A 15,799-nucleotide genomic window follows, 5' to 3' on the forward strand; every position below is an offset into this window, starting at 1 on the left:
TTCAGTATGCGAATAAGCCTAGCGAATTCGTGGTTTTATTGTGTTTTTTTCTTTGACGAAATATTTGTTAGATTGATGGCATTTTGTCTTTTTAATGCAGGGAGCAAATTCAATGTTCGGTAGTCGCTTTAAGGATATCAACTTGAAAGGGGATCTGTTTGGTGGCGTCACCACGGCCATTATTTCACTTCCTCTTGCGTTAGCCTTTGGTGTCGCATCTGGCGCTGGCGCAGAAGCAGGTTTATGGGGGGCGATCATGGTGGGGCTTTTCGCGTCACTGTTTGGTGGTTCCAATACTCTGATTTCTGAGCCTACCGGTCCTATGACAGTGATCATGACCGCCGTGTTGACTAGCATGATGGCGAAGTACCCAGAGACGGGAATGGCAATGACATTCACCGTTGTGATGATGGCCGGGGCGTTTCAAATTGTGCTTGGTACATTGAAACTCGGTAAATACGTGACACTTATGCCTTATAGTGTCATCTCGGGATTCATGTCAGGGATTGGCGTGATTCTGATTATCTTGCAGTTGTCGCCTTTACTCGGTCATGCTGCACCTTCTGGTGGGGTTATAGGCACATTATCGGCATTGCCTGATACCATTTCTAACCTGAAGTTTAGCGAGTTGTTTTTGGGTTTGCTGACGTTAGGCATCTTATTCTTCTTTCCGAAGCAGTATCGTAAGTACGTACCCGCCCAACTTGTCGCGCTAGTAGCGGTTACGTTGTTATCGGTGATTTTGTTTGATGCAGAAGACATTCGTCGAATTGGTGAAATCCCCGCAGGCTTACCTTCTTTGGTCGTGCCACATATCGATCCTGCGATGTTCACCGAGATGGTCATTGATGCATTAGTTCTGGGTACGTTGGGTTGTATTGATACGCTATTAACCGCGGTAATCGGTGATTCATTAACACGTAAAGAGCATGACTCAGACAAGGAGCTACGTGGTCAAGGCTTGGCAAACATGATTTCTGGTTTGTTTGGCGCTTTACCAGGTGCTGGTGCCACAATGGGGACAGTAACCAATATCCAAGTAGGGGCTCGTTCCCCTTTGTCTGGTGTTATTCGTGCGCTGATTCTCGCGCTGGTGGTGTTGGTTGCAAGTGGCTTGACCGAACCTATCCCGATGGCTGTGCTGGCGGGTATTGCAGTGTATGTTGGCTTCAATATTCTTGATTGGAGTTTTATCCAACGTGCTCATAAGGTGAGCTTCCCAGGTATGGCGGTTATGTATGGCGTCATGCTGCTGACGGTCTTTGTTGATTTGATTGTTGCTGTGGGGTTAGGGGTATTTATTTCTAATATCATCATCATTGAGCGTTTGAGTCGTGAGCAAGCACGCCAAGTTAAGGCCATCAGTGATGCCGATGAAGATGATGTTCCGCTTACGGACAGTGAACGAGGACTGCTTGATCGAGCCAATGGTAAAGTCTTGTTCTTCTACTTGTCTGGACCAATGATCTTCAGTGTTTCGAAAGCCATTTCTCGTCAACACTCCAGTATTTCGGATTACGAAGTGATGATCCTCGATCTGACTGATGTGCCGATGATTGATGTTACGGTAGGCTTAGCGCTTGAGAATGCGATCAAAGATGCGTTGGATGCGGAGTGTGAAGTTTACTTGCTGTGTCCAAACCAACGAACACGTGAGCAATTAGAGAAGTTCCACGTGATTGATTTAGTCCCTGATGAGAACACTTACAAGTTCCGTTATGAGGCATTGAATGCTGCGATAAAGCATGTAGAAACAGATGAACATCAAATGCTAACAATGTAATCTTGTTTTGTTTTTTAGAAGCGCTGCCAAAGTTGTTTGGCGGCGCTTTTTAGTATACAGAATCGGGGATTTATAGTTATTTCTAATTTTATAGAAAGGTTTATTTGTATTCATCGTTATTCAACGATAAACTAATTCAACTTCAGTGCAATACCGCTTTGACCGCTGAGTCATATCAACTCTCTATCGGTATTGGCATTCACGATTCATCAACAGATGGCAATTATTACGCAATGTACGCATTAGAAATTGAACAGCTTCGCAAGACCTATGCGGGCGGATTTGAAGCGTTGAAGGGTATTAGCCTAACAGTAGAAAAAGGTGACTTCTACGCGCTTCTAGGACCAAATGGTGCAGGTAAATCCACTACGATTGGCATTATCTCTTCTTTGGTAAACAAAACCTCAGGTACGACCAAGGTCTTTGGTTACGACATTGATACGCATCTTGAATTAGCAAAGCAAAACCTAGGTTTGGTGCCACAAGAATTCAACTTCAACCAATTTGAGACGGTTGAACAGATTGTGATGCAGCAAGCAGGCTATTATGGCGTGTCAAAGATTCAGGCGAAAGAACGTGCCGAGAAGTATCTGACAAAGCTCGATTTGTGGGAAAAACGCAAAGAACGTGCGCGTAATCTATCTGGTGGTATGAAGCGCCGTCTTATGATTGCTCGCGCTTTAATGCATGAACCACAGTTGTTGATCCTTGATGAACCAACCGCTGGTGTCGATATTGAATTGCGTCGCTCGATGTGGGATTTCTTAAAAGAGATTAACCAAGAGCAGGGTATTACTATCATTCTAACGACTCACTATCTTGAAGAAGCAGAAATGTTGTGTCGCAATATCGGTATCATCAACAAAGGTGAGCTTATTGAGAATACGACGATGAAAGCGCTGCTTGGTAAGCTTCGTGTTGAAACCTTCATTCTTGATGTTGAGTTTGACGGTGAGATGCCAGAGCTTAAAGGGGTGAATAGTCAGGTGATGATAAATGGTTCGCTAGAAATTGAACTGGATAAGAGCCAAGGGTTGAACTCAGTATTTAGTCAGCTTTCCGAACATGGCGTAAAAGTGCTGTCTATGCGTAACAAAGCGAACCGCTTGGAAGAGTTGTTTGTCAGCATCGTTCGCGGAGGTAACCAATAATGTACAAGTTATATTGGACGGCTTTTTGCAGCCTGCTCACCAAAGAAATCAATCGCTTTACTCGTATTTGGGTACAAACGCTAGTTCCGCCAGCGATTACAATGACGCTGTACTTCATCATTTTTGGTAGTTTGATTGGCTCTCGCATTGGCGACATGAACGGTTTTAGTTACATGGAGTACATTGTGCCTGGTCTGATTATGATGTCGGTGATCACCAACTCGTATTCCAATGTGGCCTCATCGTTCTTTAGCTCGAAATTTCAGCGTAATATTGAAGAGCTTTTGGTTGCACCGGTACCAAACTACGTGATCATCCTCGGTTTTGTCATGGGAGGCGTTGTGCGTGGTTTATTGGTGGGAACCATTGTGACGTTTGTGTCTCTGTTTTTTGTGGATCTGCAAGTCGACCACTGGGGCATCATTATCGCGACGGTATTTATGACATCAGTTGTGTTCTCACTAGGTGGCTTAATCAACGCAGTTTATGCAAGAACGTTTGACGATATCTCTATAATCCCGACGTTTGTATTGACACCTCTGACCTACTTAGGTGGCGTGTTCTACTCTATCAGCCTGTTGCCTGAGTTCTGGCAAGGTGTGTCGAAGCTGAACCCTATCGTCTACATGGTGAACGCATTCCGTTACGGTTTCCTCGGGGTTTCTGATGTTGGCATTGTGACGTCATTTAGCGTGCTGACGGTATTCGTTGTTGCGCTTTATGCCGTGGCACATTACCTCGTGACCAAAGGAATTGGCTTGAGAAGCTAACATAAACAGATGTTGAAAGAGCAGCGATGAGAGCTGCTCTTTCTTTATGCATTTCTATACATTCCCATACAATTTTTCGACTTTTTACATGCTAGGTTTTACTCATTTCTGTAAATGCATTTGTTGTAAATGAGTCAAGCCATGAATACCGTTCCGTCCCCACCTTTCACCTTGAAATTGCTTCTCCCTAAATACTGGTCTGTCTGGTTTGCATTTGGCTTGCTCGCGTTTGTTGTTAATGCGCTGCCGTATCCGCTACTGCGAGCTCTAGGAAGAGGTATTGGCTCCCTTGCTATGCTGCCAATGAAGCGCCGCCGGAAAATTGCTAAGCGTAATCTCAAGCTCTGCTTCCCTGAATATAATGAACAACAGTGTGAGGAGTTGGTGAAGGCAAACTTTAAATACACCGGCATGGCACTGATTGAAACGGGCATGGCTTGGTTTTGGCCCGATTGGCGGGTAAAACGTTTGGTGACGGTGGTTGGTAAAGAGCGCATTCTTGAACAAGAAAGAAATGGACGTGGTGTGCTGGTGATATGCAGCCACCATCTTAACTTAGAGATGACGGCGCGTATTTTTAGCCAATTTGCGAAAGGGTACGGTGTGTATCGCCCGAACTCAAACCCTGCTTATGAGTTTATTCAGCATCGTGGTCGAACGCGCTGTGGGCATCAAATGATTGACCGAAAAGACGTAAAGTCGATGCTTAAAGTTCTGAAAAATGGTCAGCGGCTGTGGTACCTACCAGATCACGATTATGGGGTGAACAATTCGGTGTTTGCTCCTTTCTTTGCTGTTGAACAGGCGGCAAGTACGGCGGGATCGAGTGTATTAATTGATGCAACCAAGTGTGCGGTGATGTCCGGAGTGACGGTCATGAACGATAACCGATATACGCTTTACATTGGTGAGGATCTGAGTGGGCAGTTTGAACGACGAAATCCAGTTAAAGCCGCGAGTATTTTGAATCAAGAGATTGAAGGGATGATAAAACGAGATATTCCCGCGTGGATGTGGTTGCACAAGCGATTTAAGACTCGCCCTGAAGGACTTCAATGCGTCTACTCATAAATCTCATTACCAGATACAAAAAGGTCGGCTTAGTGCCGACCTTTTTATTTAAGACTTAGATTTACTCTGCGCTCGCTGAGCTTTCTTCGCTTGATTCATCTTCTTTGGTTTCTACTGCCATATCAACCGTTTGGTTGTCGATTAGGCGGGCTTTTCCTAGGAATGCTGACATCAAGATTACCGCTTGGGTTGTCTCTGCAGTGATTGCTTGAAGTGTACGAGCATCACGGATGAAGATTTCATCTGGTTGAAGACCTGCTGCACGAAGCTGATCGCTTGCGTCTTCAATCACTGATGCGTAATCATCACGACCGCCACGTATTGCGCTGCTGATCCAACGCATTGTACGAGCTAGCACTGGTGCACGTTGACGCTCATCAATCGTCAAAAGACCATTGCGTGAGCTCATTGCAAGACCGTCCATCTCACGTACTGTTGGTACGCCAATAATCTCGATGTCCATTGCCAAGTCTTCAACCATCTTGCGAATCACGGCAAGTTGTTGGAAGTCTTTTTCACCAAAGCACGCAACATCAGGTTGAACGATGTTGAAAAGCTTGTTTACGATGGTAGTAACGCCACGGAAATGACCTGGGCGAGAAGCACCTTCAAGAATGGTAGACAGACCAGGAACATCAACAAACGTTTGTTTATCCAAGCCTTCTGGGTAGATGATTTCAGGTGTTGGTGTGAACACGATTTCTACGCCTTCACCACCTAGCTTGCTCAAATCTTCTTCTAGAGTTCGAGGGTAGTTGTTTAAATCGTCTGCACGGTCAAACTGCATCGGGTTTACAAAGATGCTTACAACAACGACATCCGCGTATTCGCGAGCTTTACGAACAAGTGTTAAGTGACCTTCATGGAGGTTGCCCATAGTTGGAACAAACGCCACTTTACGACCTTCACGCTTAAAGGTTTTTACTTGTTCACGAATCGCTGAGATTTCCGCAAAAGTTTGCATGCATTTATCCTCTAGGCAATGGTATGAGCTTCGTCTGGGAATGCACCGCTTTCAACATCAGCCATGTATTGAGCCACGGCTTTGCGCATATCGCCTGTTTCAGCAAGGAAGTTTTTCGAGAATTTTGGCATGTAGTTCGCCGAAATTCCAAACATATCGTGCATTACAAGAATTTGACCATCTGTCACATTACCTGCACCAATACCAATTACTGGAACATCAAGAACTTGCGTAATACGAGCCGCTAATTCAGCAGGAACACACTCTAGTAAAACAATTTGAGCACCAGCTTCTTGCAGTGCCAGTGCGTCTTTTACCATACGATCGGCTTTTTCTTGATCGCGGCCTTGCACCTTGTAACCACCAAAGATATTGACTGATTGAGGGGTTAGACCAAGGTGAGCACATACTGGTACAGCACGTTCAGTTAGCATCTTAACGGTATCAACTAACCAGTCGCCGCCCTCGATTTTTACCATATTTGCACCAGCACGCATTAGCGTTGCTGCGTTCTCACACGCTTGCTCTGGCGTTGCGTAGCTCATGAATGGCATATCAGCCATCAATAGACAGTTTGGGCTGCCTGCGCGTACACAGCGGGTGTGATAAGCGATATCTTCAACAGTAACTGGTAACGTGTCTGATTTACCTTGCAGAACCATACCTAGAGAGTCACCTACCAATAAAACAGGCATGTCCTGGCTTTCAAAAAGTTGGGCAAAGCTCGCATCGTATGCAGTTGAAGTAGCAAATTTACGACCTTCTTGCTTCCACTTAATCAGGTCGTTAATGGTCATTTTTTTCATTGTTTTTTCCTCACTAGGAGTTGGCTATGACTGCCAAATGCTGAGGCCGTTACGATCTACTTGCTCAAGTAGTGACGATACCTCGGTCCCGTCTGGGAGTTGTAAACTTGGTGCAATTTCCGCAAGAGGGTAGAGTACGAACTCGCGCTCTCTCATTCCATAGTGTGGAACTGTCAGTCTTTCGGAATCAATCACCTCATTGCCGTAAAGAATTATATCGAGATCCAAGGTTCTTGGTCCCCAACGTTCATCTTTACGGACACGCCCTTGTTCTTGCTCAATCGCTTGGGTGCAATCGAGTAGCTCAAGAGGCGTCAAATTGGTTTTTATCGCCACAACCGCATTGATGTAATCCGGTTGGTTTTGTGGTCCCATCGGCGTACTGCTGTAGAGCGAAGAGGCTTGCACAAACTCAGAGTTTGGGATTGATTTTAGAGCCTCAATCGCTTGTTTCGCTTGGCTGACGGGATCAGCCAAGTTACTGCCTACCGCAATGTATGCTGTGATCATGATTTTGGCTTACTCTTTTTCTTGCGATAGGTTTTGCGGCGGCGTTGACCGGTTTTAGGTGCTTGGCTATCAAGGTCACCTGCCATTGCTTGGCGCATTTCTCGGCCTGCATTTTGGAAAGTTTCCCACCACTTGGCAAGCTTCTGAGTCTCGCCACCCTCAATTTCACCGCGCATTTCAAGAAAATCAAAGCCAGCTCTAAATTTGTTGAGCTCCATTAGGCGGAATGCACGCTTACCATTACGTCGAGGAAGACGTAATTGCAGTTGCCAAATTTCACGGATAGTAGCGGTATGACGGCGTGGAATAGCAATCGTACGAACTTGGTCATCAAGAATGATGTTGCTCGCTTCCATGATGGCATCGTAATGGCACAGATTACGCTGTTCCATTAACTTATCTGCCATCGCACATAGCGGGTACCACAGCATTGCAGCAAACATGAATGCTGGGTTAATGCGCTTGCCTTCTTCAATACGCATGTCGGTTGAATCAAGCACTAAATCGAGCATTTGCTCGGTGTGAGATTCGTATTCTTCCGTGAAGTGCTCAGCAATTGCTGGGAACAACTGTTGGAATAGGTTGTACTCACGCAGGAGGTGATAGGTCTCTAGACCATGACCTGATTGAAGCAGCTTTAACGATTCTTCGAACAAGCGCGCAGATGGGATGTCGCGTAGTAGCGTTGACATCTCTTCAATTGGTGCGGCGGTGTCTTCTTCGATGTCGAAGTCGAGTTTCACGGCAAAGCGAATCGCACGCAGCATACGCACAGGGTCTTCGCGATAGCGGGTTTCTGGATCACCGATCAGGCGAACAAGGCGGTCTTCTAGGTCTTCAATACCACGCGCGTAGTCGTGAATTGAGTAGTCTGCGATGTTGTAGTACATCGAGTTAATCGTGAAGTCACGGCGCTCTGCATCTTCATCAATCGTGCCGTAAACATTGTCACGAAGCAGCATGCCTTCTTTAGACTGCTGTGAAACGTTCTTGTTTTTTTGCTCTTGGTGGTGACCGCGGAAAGTCGCAACTTCGATGATGTCACGTCCAAACATAATGTGGGCGAGACGGAAGCGACGACCAATCAAACGGCAGTTTCTAAACAGTTGCTTGATTTGTTCTGGAGTCGCGTTGGTTGCGATATCAAAGTCTTTTGGTTTCTGTCCAAGCAGTAAGTCTCGAACCCCGCCACCCACAAGAAAAGCATCGAAACCGGCACCGTTTAGTCGGTATAGCACCTTCAGTGCATTGTCACTGATCTGCTTACGCGAAATGTTGTGCTCTTCACGAGTAATTACATTGAGAGCGAGTTCTGGGATCATGGCAGATTCGCTTGTTGTATAGTCGTTTGTATTCATGTGCATCTGGCAATAACTGGGTTTAATCCAATCTTGCTTTGGTTAGTTTTTTACGCCTCTAGGGCCAATTTTGCGGCTAATAATAGCCTACGCAGTGCCGTTTGAGAATCTCGGTGTGATCTCGATCTCTGCTGGAAGCTGCTCTAAACACCAATTTTTACATCCCCAACGCAGTATTTCATCTACATTAGCGGCTTGAATGGCTTCTGGAATATGGAAGCCTAAAAACGTCATGGCGTGCAGCAGAGCAGGCTTCGGATTATCGACATCAATCGCTGTCGCATGATTTTGTTTCGACAGCTTGTTGCCATTAGTATCCATCGCTAATGGCAAATGTAAGTAGCTAACTTCTGGTTTTCCAAGGATTTGGTACAAGCTGATTTGACGACCTGTAGGTTCAATTAAATCGGCTCCACGGACGACTTCAGTCACCCCTTGGTCAATGTCATCTAATACTACCGCAAGATTATAGGCAAATAATCCATCTCGACGTTTAATAATGAAATCTTCATTTACTAACGCAGGAGGCATGGTCATCAAGCCATGCTTCTGATCGAGAAAATTAGCGATGGGCTTGGTCATTTTTAGGCGAATCGCGCCTTCTTTCAAGCCTTTGTCGCGACAAGTGCCGGGATAATAACCACCATGCTCTTTGATTTGCTTGCGCGTGCATTGGCAATAGTAAGCATCACCATTCTCTAACCAAGTATCAATTTGCGTCTGATAAAGGTCGTGACGGTCACTTTGATAGACCACTTCGCCATCCCAATGCAGTTGATATGCTTTTAGCGCATTTAATATAGCCTCAGCCGCTCCTGGCATCTCTCTTGGTGGATCAAGGTCTTCAATACGAACGAGCCAAGTACCCTGGTTAGCTTTCGCTTGGAAATAGCTGCCCAATGCAGCAACGAGGGAACCAAAATGTAATGGACCAGAAGGGGATGGGGCGAATCGACCTACATAGCGTGTCATGCGTATATCTCGAAATTATACGGGTATAAAAAGCGACAAACTCGACGTTGCGAAGTTAGCTAAAACAAAAAGGGAGCCTGAGCTCCCTTTCAATAATCATAATGCCAGATTGATTAACCTTGCATCTGTTTCTCTTTGATCTCTGCAAGTGTTTTACAGTCAATACAAAGGTCTGCAGTTGGACGCGCTTCTAGGCGACGAACGCCGATCTCTACGCCACAAGATTCACAGAAGCCAAAGTCGTCTTCAGTGATTTTATCTAGAGTCTTTTCGATCTTCTTGATCAGACGACGCTCACGGTCACGGTTACGCAGTTCTAAGCTGAACTCTTCCTCTTGAGAAGCACGGTCAACTGGATCTGGGAAGTTTGCTGCTTCGTCCTGCATGTGGTGTACAGTGCGATCGACTTCTTCCCTGAGCTGATTACGCCAAGCTGTTAAGATCTTTGTAAAGTGTTCAACCTGCTCTGGTGACATGTATTCTTCACCAGGCTTTTCCTGATATGGCTCCACACCGGCAATGGCTAGGATGCCTATCGTTTTCTTCTTTGATTCTGGCATACAGCATCTCCTACTTACACCTAGTCAACTGCTTTGCAGTCAATTTAAGGCGGGTATCTATAGCAAAAAGAGGCGGTGCAGGCAATTACTGAATTGCAAACTTATCATCATTGTGAAGATGACATCATTTTTTCTCTTAATTGATAAATTCAATCGCCGAGATTAGTTTGATTTCAGTGTTGCTTAACTCAGCTTTATAGCAGAGAACTTCCACTCCAGCGTCTTGTGCTTGTTTTAGTAACGTTGAATATTTCGCGTCTATATGGTGCGCCGCGGATACTTTTTCAATACCTGAATGTAAAACAGTGAATAAAAGTATGGCTCTACTTCCATTTTGTGCCATTTCTGTGAGCTCTCTCAGGTGCTTTTGCCCTCTGGTAGTCACGGCATCAGGGAAATAACCTTGTCCTGATGAGCTTTCTTCATCAAGTAGGGTGACGCTCTTCACTTCTATATAACACTTTGATTTGTCGCTTGCGCTGAGCAAGATATCAATTCGGCTATTTTCATTGCCATATTTCACCTCAGTTTGAAGTTGGTCATATCCCAACAATTCTGAAATGACATTATTTTCAATTGCTTCTACGGCTAATTGGTTTGCGCGAGCGGTATTAATGCAGATCCGATGCCCTTGTGCGGTTTCACTGAGTTCCCAGCTGTTCGGATATTTGCGCTTTGGGTTATCGGAAGTGGAGTACCAAACTTTGTTGCCCGGAGTGGCACAGCCTGTCATTGCGCCAGTGTTCGCACAGTGAATTGTTCGAATCTCACCGTTATCCAGTTCGATATCGGCAAGAAAGCGTTTGTAGCGTTTGAGCAGAGTCGCTGACTCTAGAGCGGGTTCGAATTGCATTTGCTTATTTAGCCAAGAGTGTTTTTATGTACAATGTTGCCAACATTACACCACAGGGTATTTCCTTTGTCACAATTGCCGATTGAAGCCGTGATGCCACAATTACTTACGGCGGTCAAAAATCAACATCAAGTGATCCTCAAAGCCGCACCAGGTGCTGGTAAATCCACGTACTTCCCACTGCAACTTCTACAAAAACAATCTGTGACAGGCAAAATCGTGATGCTGGAGCCTCGACGTCTGGCGGCGCGTAATATCGCTCGTTATCTCGCACAGCAGTTAGGTGAACAAGTCGGAGAACGTGTTGGGTACCGAGTTCGCGGTGAAACGAAGGTGAGTAAAAACACGCAACTTGAAATTGTGACTGAAGGGATCATGACCCGTATGATCCAAAGTGACCCTGAATTAAACGGCATCGATTTACTGATCTTTGATGAATTTCATGAGCGCAGCATTCACGCAGACACCGCGTTGGCTTTCAGTTTAGAGGTTCAAGAGGCATTACGAGATGATTTAAAGCTTGTTGTGATGTCGGCAACGCTCGATCAAGGTGCGTTGCAAACCTTGCTGCCAGAGGCCGCATACATAGAGTCTCAAGGTCGTAGTTTTGAGGTAGAGACTCGTTACTTGCCGCTAGGAGTCAACGATCACCTACCGACATCAATGGCAAAAACAATAGAAAGTTTAATTCAGAAAGAGTCTGGTTCTTTGCTTGCTTTTCTTCCGGGTGTTGGTGCCATCAAGCAAGTGCAAGAGCGTTTAGTACACCTACCAGATAACGTAGAAGTGTGTCCGTTATACGGTCAACTTAGCTTTGCCGAGCAGCAAAAAGCCATCGCTCCTGCTTCTGGAGATAAACGCAAAGTCGTGCTCGCGACTAACATTGCCGAAACGTCTTTGACCATTGAAGGTATTCGACTAGTTGTTGATTCTGGATTAGAGCGTGTGGCGCGTTTTGATTTGAAGAATGGGCTTACGCGATTAGAGCAAGTACGAGTGGCACAATCGTCTGCGATTCAACGTTCTGGTCGTGCAGGGCGTATTGAAGAGGGGATTTGCGTTCGCCTTTACTCTGAAAGCCAATTTAAGCAGCAACCACAAGTGCCACAGCCAGAAATACTGCACTCAGACTTAGCGAGCCTAGTGATGGAGTTAGCCTTTTGGGGAGCGGGAGATATTTCCGAGCTCAAATGGCTCAACACTCCTTCGGCGGCATCTCTTGCTCAAGCTAAGCAGTTGTTAATTGCGTTAGGGCTGCTTTCTGAGCAAGGTCAACTGACTCCTGAGGGCAAAATTGCTCATGAGCTTGGCGTAGAACCTCGCTCGGCAGCTATGCTAATTCAAGCACAGCAACATGACGTAAAAATGCTAAACACTGCACTGGCTGCGGTCGCTCTTATTGAAGAGCCAGAGCGTAATATCACGAATATCGCACACAGCTTACATCGTTGGGTGAGTGGTACACATCCGAAAAAATCGATATTGCATAAGCGATCTCAAACCGTCGCCCTTAAACTGGATACGATGTTCAGTCTATCAGAGGTTGATGAGCGAGCACTGCCTTTAGTATTAAGCCTTGCATTTCCTGATCGTGTCGCGCAGCAACGTTCGAATCAACATGGGCGTTTTACATTGTCCAACGGACATGGTGCTGAGTGCCGACCAGAAGAAACTTTAGGCGATTGTGATTACTTAATCGCGATTGATTTAATGCGATCGCATTCCAACTCTAGTCAAATTAATCTGGCTTGTGAACTAGATATCAATGAGTTAGAAGAAGTGTTTGAGCATCTCTTTACAACAGATGATGTGGTTGATTGGGATGAGAAAAAAGGTCGATTGATGGCTGAGCGTCAAGTTAAGCTTGGGCGTTTGATTATCAAGCGGGATGCCTTGCCAAGCCCAGGCAAAGAAAAAATGACACAAGCTTTACTCACCTATGTCCGCCGTCAGGGCTTACAAAGTCTAAACTGGACACCAGCAGCGGAGAATTTACTAGAACGTATTCGCTGCGCAGTGGAATGGTTACCAGAGCAGGCTTGGCCAAGTTTTGATGACGTTGATTTGCTGGCGAGCTTAGAAGAGTGGTTAGAGCCATACATGAGTACGGTTGCCTCAGTGAAAGACTTGGCAAAGGTAAATTTAGTGGAAGCACTAAATGCTCGATTGGGATGGCCGTTGAATCAGCATATTGATGAGTGGTTGCCTGAAGAGTACCGCCTGCCAACTGGTTCGAAAAAGCGAATTCGTTATCAGTGTGGTCATGAGCCTGTGCTTTCTGTCCGTATGCAAGAGGTGTTTGGTGAAAGTACTTCACCAACTGTGGCACAGGGACGAAAGCGCCTGGTGCTTGAATTACTCTCTCCAGCACAACGCCCTCTTCAGGTGACGACAGATCTCGCCGCATTCTGGGTGGGAAGCTACAAAGAAGTACAGAAAGAAATGAAAGGTCGTTACCCTAAGCATGTTTGGCCTGACGAGCCAGCGACGCATGTAGCGACAACCAAAACAAAAAGACAATTGAACAATGACTGATACTAAAAAGCCCGGTGCAAAGCGAGCGCCAGCCAAGAAGACCGCGTCAAGTAAAACGACGACTAAGAAAAGTGGCGCAAAACGCCCAAGAAAATCACCAGCGAAAAAAACAAACAATGGTAAACGTTCTTGGCTTAAAGTCATTTGGTCGTTCAGTTGGAAAGCCGGCGTTGCCTTGGCTGCGGTGTTATTGTTTGTCGGTATTTACCTAGATAGTGTGGTTAAAGATCGCTTTGATGGTCAGTTGTTTGATCTGCCTACGGTGGTTTACGCCCGCATTCTCAATTTAAGTCCGGGACAGAACATTACGATTAAAGAGATGCGTAATGAACTCGATGTGCTGAACTACCGTAAAGTCAGCCAGCCTCGTTACCCAGGTGAGTATTCATCCTCTTCAACGCGTATTGAACTGATTCGTCGTCCGTTTGAATTTGCTGACGGACCAGAGCCTGATCGTCATGTGATGTTGCATTTCTCAAGCAGCGGCTTACAACGTATTCAATCTTTAGAGTCGAAAGGTGATCTTGGCTACTTACGCATTGAACCTAAGATGTTGGGAATGCTGGAAAAAGACCAAAATGAGCAACGTTTGTTCTTACGCCGCGATCAATTCCCGGAGATCTTAGTTGATGCATTATTAGCGACGGAAGATCGCGACTTTTATCAACACGATGGTGTATCACCACTTGCCATTGCACGTGCTTTAGTGGCGAACATCAAAGCGGGTCGTACCGTACAAGGCGGCAGTACGCTAACTCAACAGTTGGCGAAAAACTTGTTCCTGACTCGTGATAAAACCTTGTGGCGTAAGGTACGTGAAGCGTATATCGCATTAATTCTCGATTATCGTTACAGCAAAGACCGTATTCTGGAAGCTTACCTCAACGAGGTATATTTAGGTCAGAGCGGCGGTGATGCGATTCATGGTTTCGCTTTGGCATCACGCTATTACTTCGGTCAGCCTATCCAAGAGCTACGTATCGATCAGCTTGCAATGCTAGTGGGAATGGTAAAAGGACCATCTTACTACAACCCTATTCGCTACCCAGAACGTACTAAGACGCGTCGTGACTTAGTACTGCGTCTACTGATGCAACAAGACATGCTGACTGCGCAGCAATACGAACAAGCGGTGAATCGTCCACTTGATACACAAAGTAAGCCACGTATTGCTAGTCGACAGCCCGCGTACTTCCAACAACTGAATATCGAACTGAAAGAGAAGGTGGGTGACAACTTCAAAGCAGAAACCGGATTACGCTTATTTACCTCTCTTGATCCTGTATCGCAAAGTAAACTCGAAAAAGCCATTGCGAAGAAAGTCCCTGAACTGGCAAAACGTGCGGGTAAGGAGCTTGAAGCGGCTGCTGTTGCCGTGGATCGTCATAGCGGTGAAATTCGCGCAATGGTTGGCGGTAAACGTGTCGGGTATGAAGGCTTTAACCGTGCACTGAATGCCAGTCGTCCAATTGGGTCATTGGTTAAACCTGCTATCTATCTGACGGCATTGGAGCAACCTGAAAAATACAACCTTGGGACAACGCTTCATGATACGCCTCTGAGTTTGAAGGGGAGCAAAGGCTCCGTTTGGTCGCCACGCAACTTTGACCGTAAGTTTCGTGGTGATGTTCCGTTGTATTTAGCCTTGGCAAAATCATTGAATGTACCAACCGTTCGTTTGGGGATGCAGCTTGGTATCCCAGAGGTGTCTAATACCTTAGAACGCCTTGGTGTTGATAAGAATGAAATTCGCCCTGTGCCATCCATGTTCTTGGGCTCATTTTCATTAACACCGTTTGAAGTAGCGCAAATGTATCAAACGCTGACTAACTCTGGTAAGCGTGCCAAGCTGTCGGCGCTGCGTTCGGTTGTCGATATGGACGGCAATGTGCTTTATCAATCTCTCCCTCGGTCAGCCCCAGCAGTAGATGAACAAGCGGCTTGGTTAACGACCTATGCTATGAAGCAAGGTGTCGCACAAGGGACAGGACGATTCCTACAAAGTCAGTTTGCTTGGGCAGCACTAGCAGGAAAAACGGGTACGAGTAACGACAGTCGTGACAGTTGGTTTGTGGGTATTGATGGGCGTGAAGTTACCACGATTTGGCTTGGGCGCGATGACAATAAGTCTACCAAGTTGACAGGTTCAAGCGGTGCATTGCGTGTTTACGCGGAATACTTGAAACAGCGTATTCCTGAAAGGTTGGAGCTACCTTGGCCAAAAGAGGTGACGACACTTGGCTTCCAAAAAGCAGCGAACGGCGCGTTAGAAATCAATTGTCGTAGTGAGTACAAATTGCCAGTGTGGGACAAAACAGGGCAAATCAAACAACAATGCGAGAAAAAGTCGAACTGGTTGAATAATTTATTTGATTGGTAAGACCATCAAAAACACCATCACTGACTTGTGCAGTTGTTCAATTCTTAGTACAAGTAGGTGTTAAATATTCAATAAAGGAAGAAGTG

The 15,799-nt window shown here is 45.8% G+C and carries 13 protein-coding genes; 6 read left to right on the forward strand and 7 right to left on the reverse strand.

Annotated elements, in window-relative coordinates; genetic code table 11:
• Nucleotides 1-112 precede the first annotated feature (112 nt).
• From VHA02S_RS00170 to VHA02S_RS00185, 4 genes are all read left to right on the forward strand, one after another.
• Complete coding sequence (locus VHA02S_RS00170) at nt 113-1,783, forward strand: SulP family inorganic anion transporter (RefSeq protein ID WP_009698752.1); 1,671 nt, start codon at nt 113-115, stop codon at nt 1,781-1,783.
• A gap of 233 nt (nt 1,784-2,016) precedes the next feature.
• On the forward strand, nt 2,017-2,934 hold the full coding sequence (locus VHA02S_RS00175; RefSeq protein ID WP_005446278.1) for an ABC transporter ATP-binding protein: 918 nt from the start codon (nt 2,017-2,019) through the stop codon (nt 2,932-2,934).
• Nucleotides 2,934-3,704, forward strand: coding sequence for an ABC transporter permease (locus VHA02S_RS00180; protein ID WP_005446280.1), 771 nt, complete (start codon nt 2,934-2,936; stop codon nt 3,702-3,704). Before VHA02S_RS00175 ends, VHA02S_RS00180 begins: the two co-directional genes overlap by 1 nt.
• 141 nt (nt 3,705-3,845) lie before the next feature.
• Nucleotides 3,846-4,775 carry a Kdo(2)-lipid IV(A) acyltransferase gene (locus VHA02S_RS00185; protein WP_005446281.1) on the forward strand — a complete coding sequence of 310 codons (930 nt, stop codon included), beginning with the start codon at nt 3,846-3,848 and terminating at the stop codon, nt 4,773-4,775.
• Nucleotides 4,776-4,836: 61 nt separating this feature from the next.
• On the opposite strand, the gene panC is transcribed toward VHA02S_RS00185, so the two are convergent.
• The 7 genes from panC to sfsA form a co-directional block, all read right to left on the reverse strand.
• On the reverse strand, nt 4,837-5,739 hold the full coding sequence (panC, locus tag VHA02S_RS00190; RefSeq protein WP_029790348.1) for a pantoate--beta-alanine ligase: 903 nt from the start codon (nt 5,737-5,739) through the stop codon (nt 4,837-4,839).
• Nucleotides 5,740-5,750: 11 nt separating this feature from the next.
• Nucleotides 5,751-6,545: a 3-methyl-2-oxobutanoate hydroxymethyltransferase gene (panB, locus tag VHA02S_RS00195; RefSeq protein ID WP_017189142.1), complete on the reverse strand. Its 795-nt coding sequence runs from the start codon at nt 6,543-6,545 to the stop codon at nt 5,751-5,753.
• A 24-nt stretch (nt 6,546-6,569) separates the two neighbouring features.
• The gene (folK, locus tag VHA02S_RS00200; protein WP_029790349.1) at nt 6,570-7,055 is read right to left on the reverse strand and encodes a 2-amino-4-hydroxy-6-hydroxymethyldihydropteridine diphosphokinase; all 486 of its coding nucleotides are present in this window, start codon (nt 7,053-7,055) and stop codon (nt 6,570-6,572) included.
• Nucleotides 7,052-8,419 (reverse strand): polynucleotide adenylyltransferase PcnB, encoded by a 1,368-nt coding sequence (gene pcnB, locus VHA02S_RS00205; RefSeq protein ID WP_005446289.1) that lies wholly within the window; start codon nt 8,417-8,419, stop codon nt 7,052-7,054. The genes folK and pcnB overlap by 4 nt, the downstream gene beginning before the upstream one ends.
• Nucleotides 8,420-8,500: 81 nt before the next feature.
• A complete protein-coding gene (gene gluQRS, locus VHA02S_RS00210) occupies nt 8,501-9,385 on the reverse strand; it encodes a tRNA glutamyl-Q(34) synthetase GluQRS (RefSeq protein ID WP_005446291.1) in 885 nt (294 codons plus the stop codon).
• A gap of 113 nt (nt 9,386-9,498) precedes the next feature.
• The gene (gene dksA / locus VHA02S_RS00215; RefSeq protein WP_005439389.1) at nt 9,499-9,945 is read right to left on the reverse strand and encodes an RNA polymerase-binding protein DksA; all 447 of its coding nucleotides are present in this window, start codon (nt 9,943-9,945) and stop codon (nt 9,499-9,501) included.
• Nucleotides 9,946-10,081: 136 nt separating this feature from the next.
• Nucleotides 10,082-10,798: a DNA/RNA nuclease SfsA gene (sfsA, locus tag VHA02S_RS00220; RefSeq protein ID WP_005446293.1), complete on the reverse strand. Its 717-nt coding sequence runs from the start codon at nt 10,796-10,798 to the stop codon at nt 10,082-10,084.
• 66 nt (nt 10,799-10,864) lie between these two features.
• On the opposite strand from sfsA, the gene hrpB reads away from it, so the two are divergent.
• Nucleotides 10,865-13,333, forward strand: a complete 2,469-nt coding sequence (gene hrpB / locus VHA02S_RS00225; RefSeq protein WP_038897990.1) for an ATP-dependent helicase HrpB — start codon at nt 10,865-10,867, stop codon at nt 13,331-13,333.
• Nucleotides 13,326-15,713, forward strand: coding sequence for a penicillin-binding protein 1B (mrcB, locus tag VHA02S_RS00230; RefSeq protein ID WP_009699580.1), 2,388 nt, complete (start codon nt 13,326-13,328; stop codon nt 15,711-15,713). Before hrpB ends, mrcB begins: the two co-directional genes overlap by 8 nt.
• Nucleotides 15,714-15,799: the final 86 nt, after the last annotated feature.

Source organism: Vibrio harveyi NBRC 15634 = ATCC 14126 = KCTC 12724 (assembly GCF_001591145.1).
In the GTDB taxonomy this organism is placed as follows: domain Bacteria; phylum Pseudomonadota; class Gammaproteobacteria; order Enterobacterales; family Vibrionaceae; genus Vibrio; species Vibrio harveyi.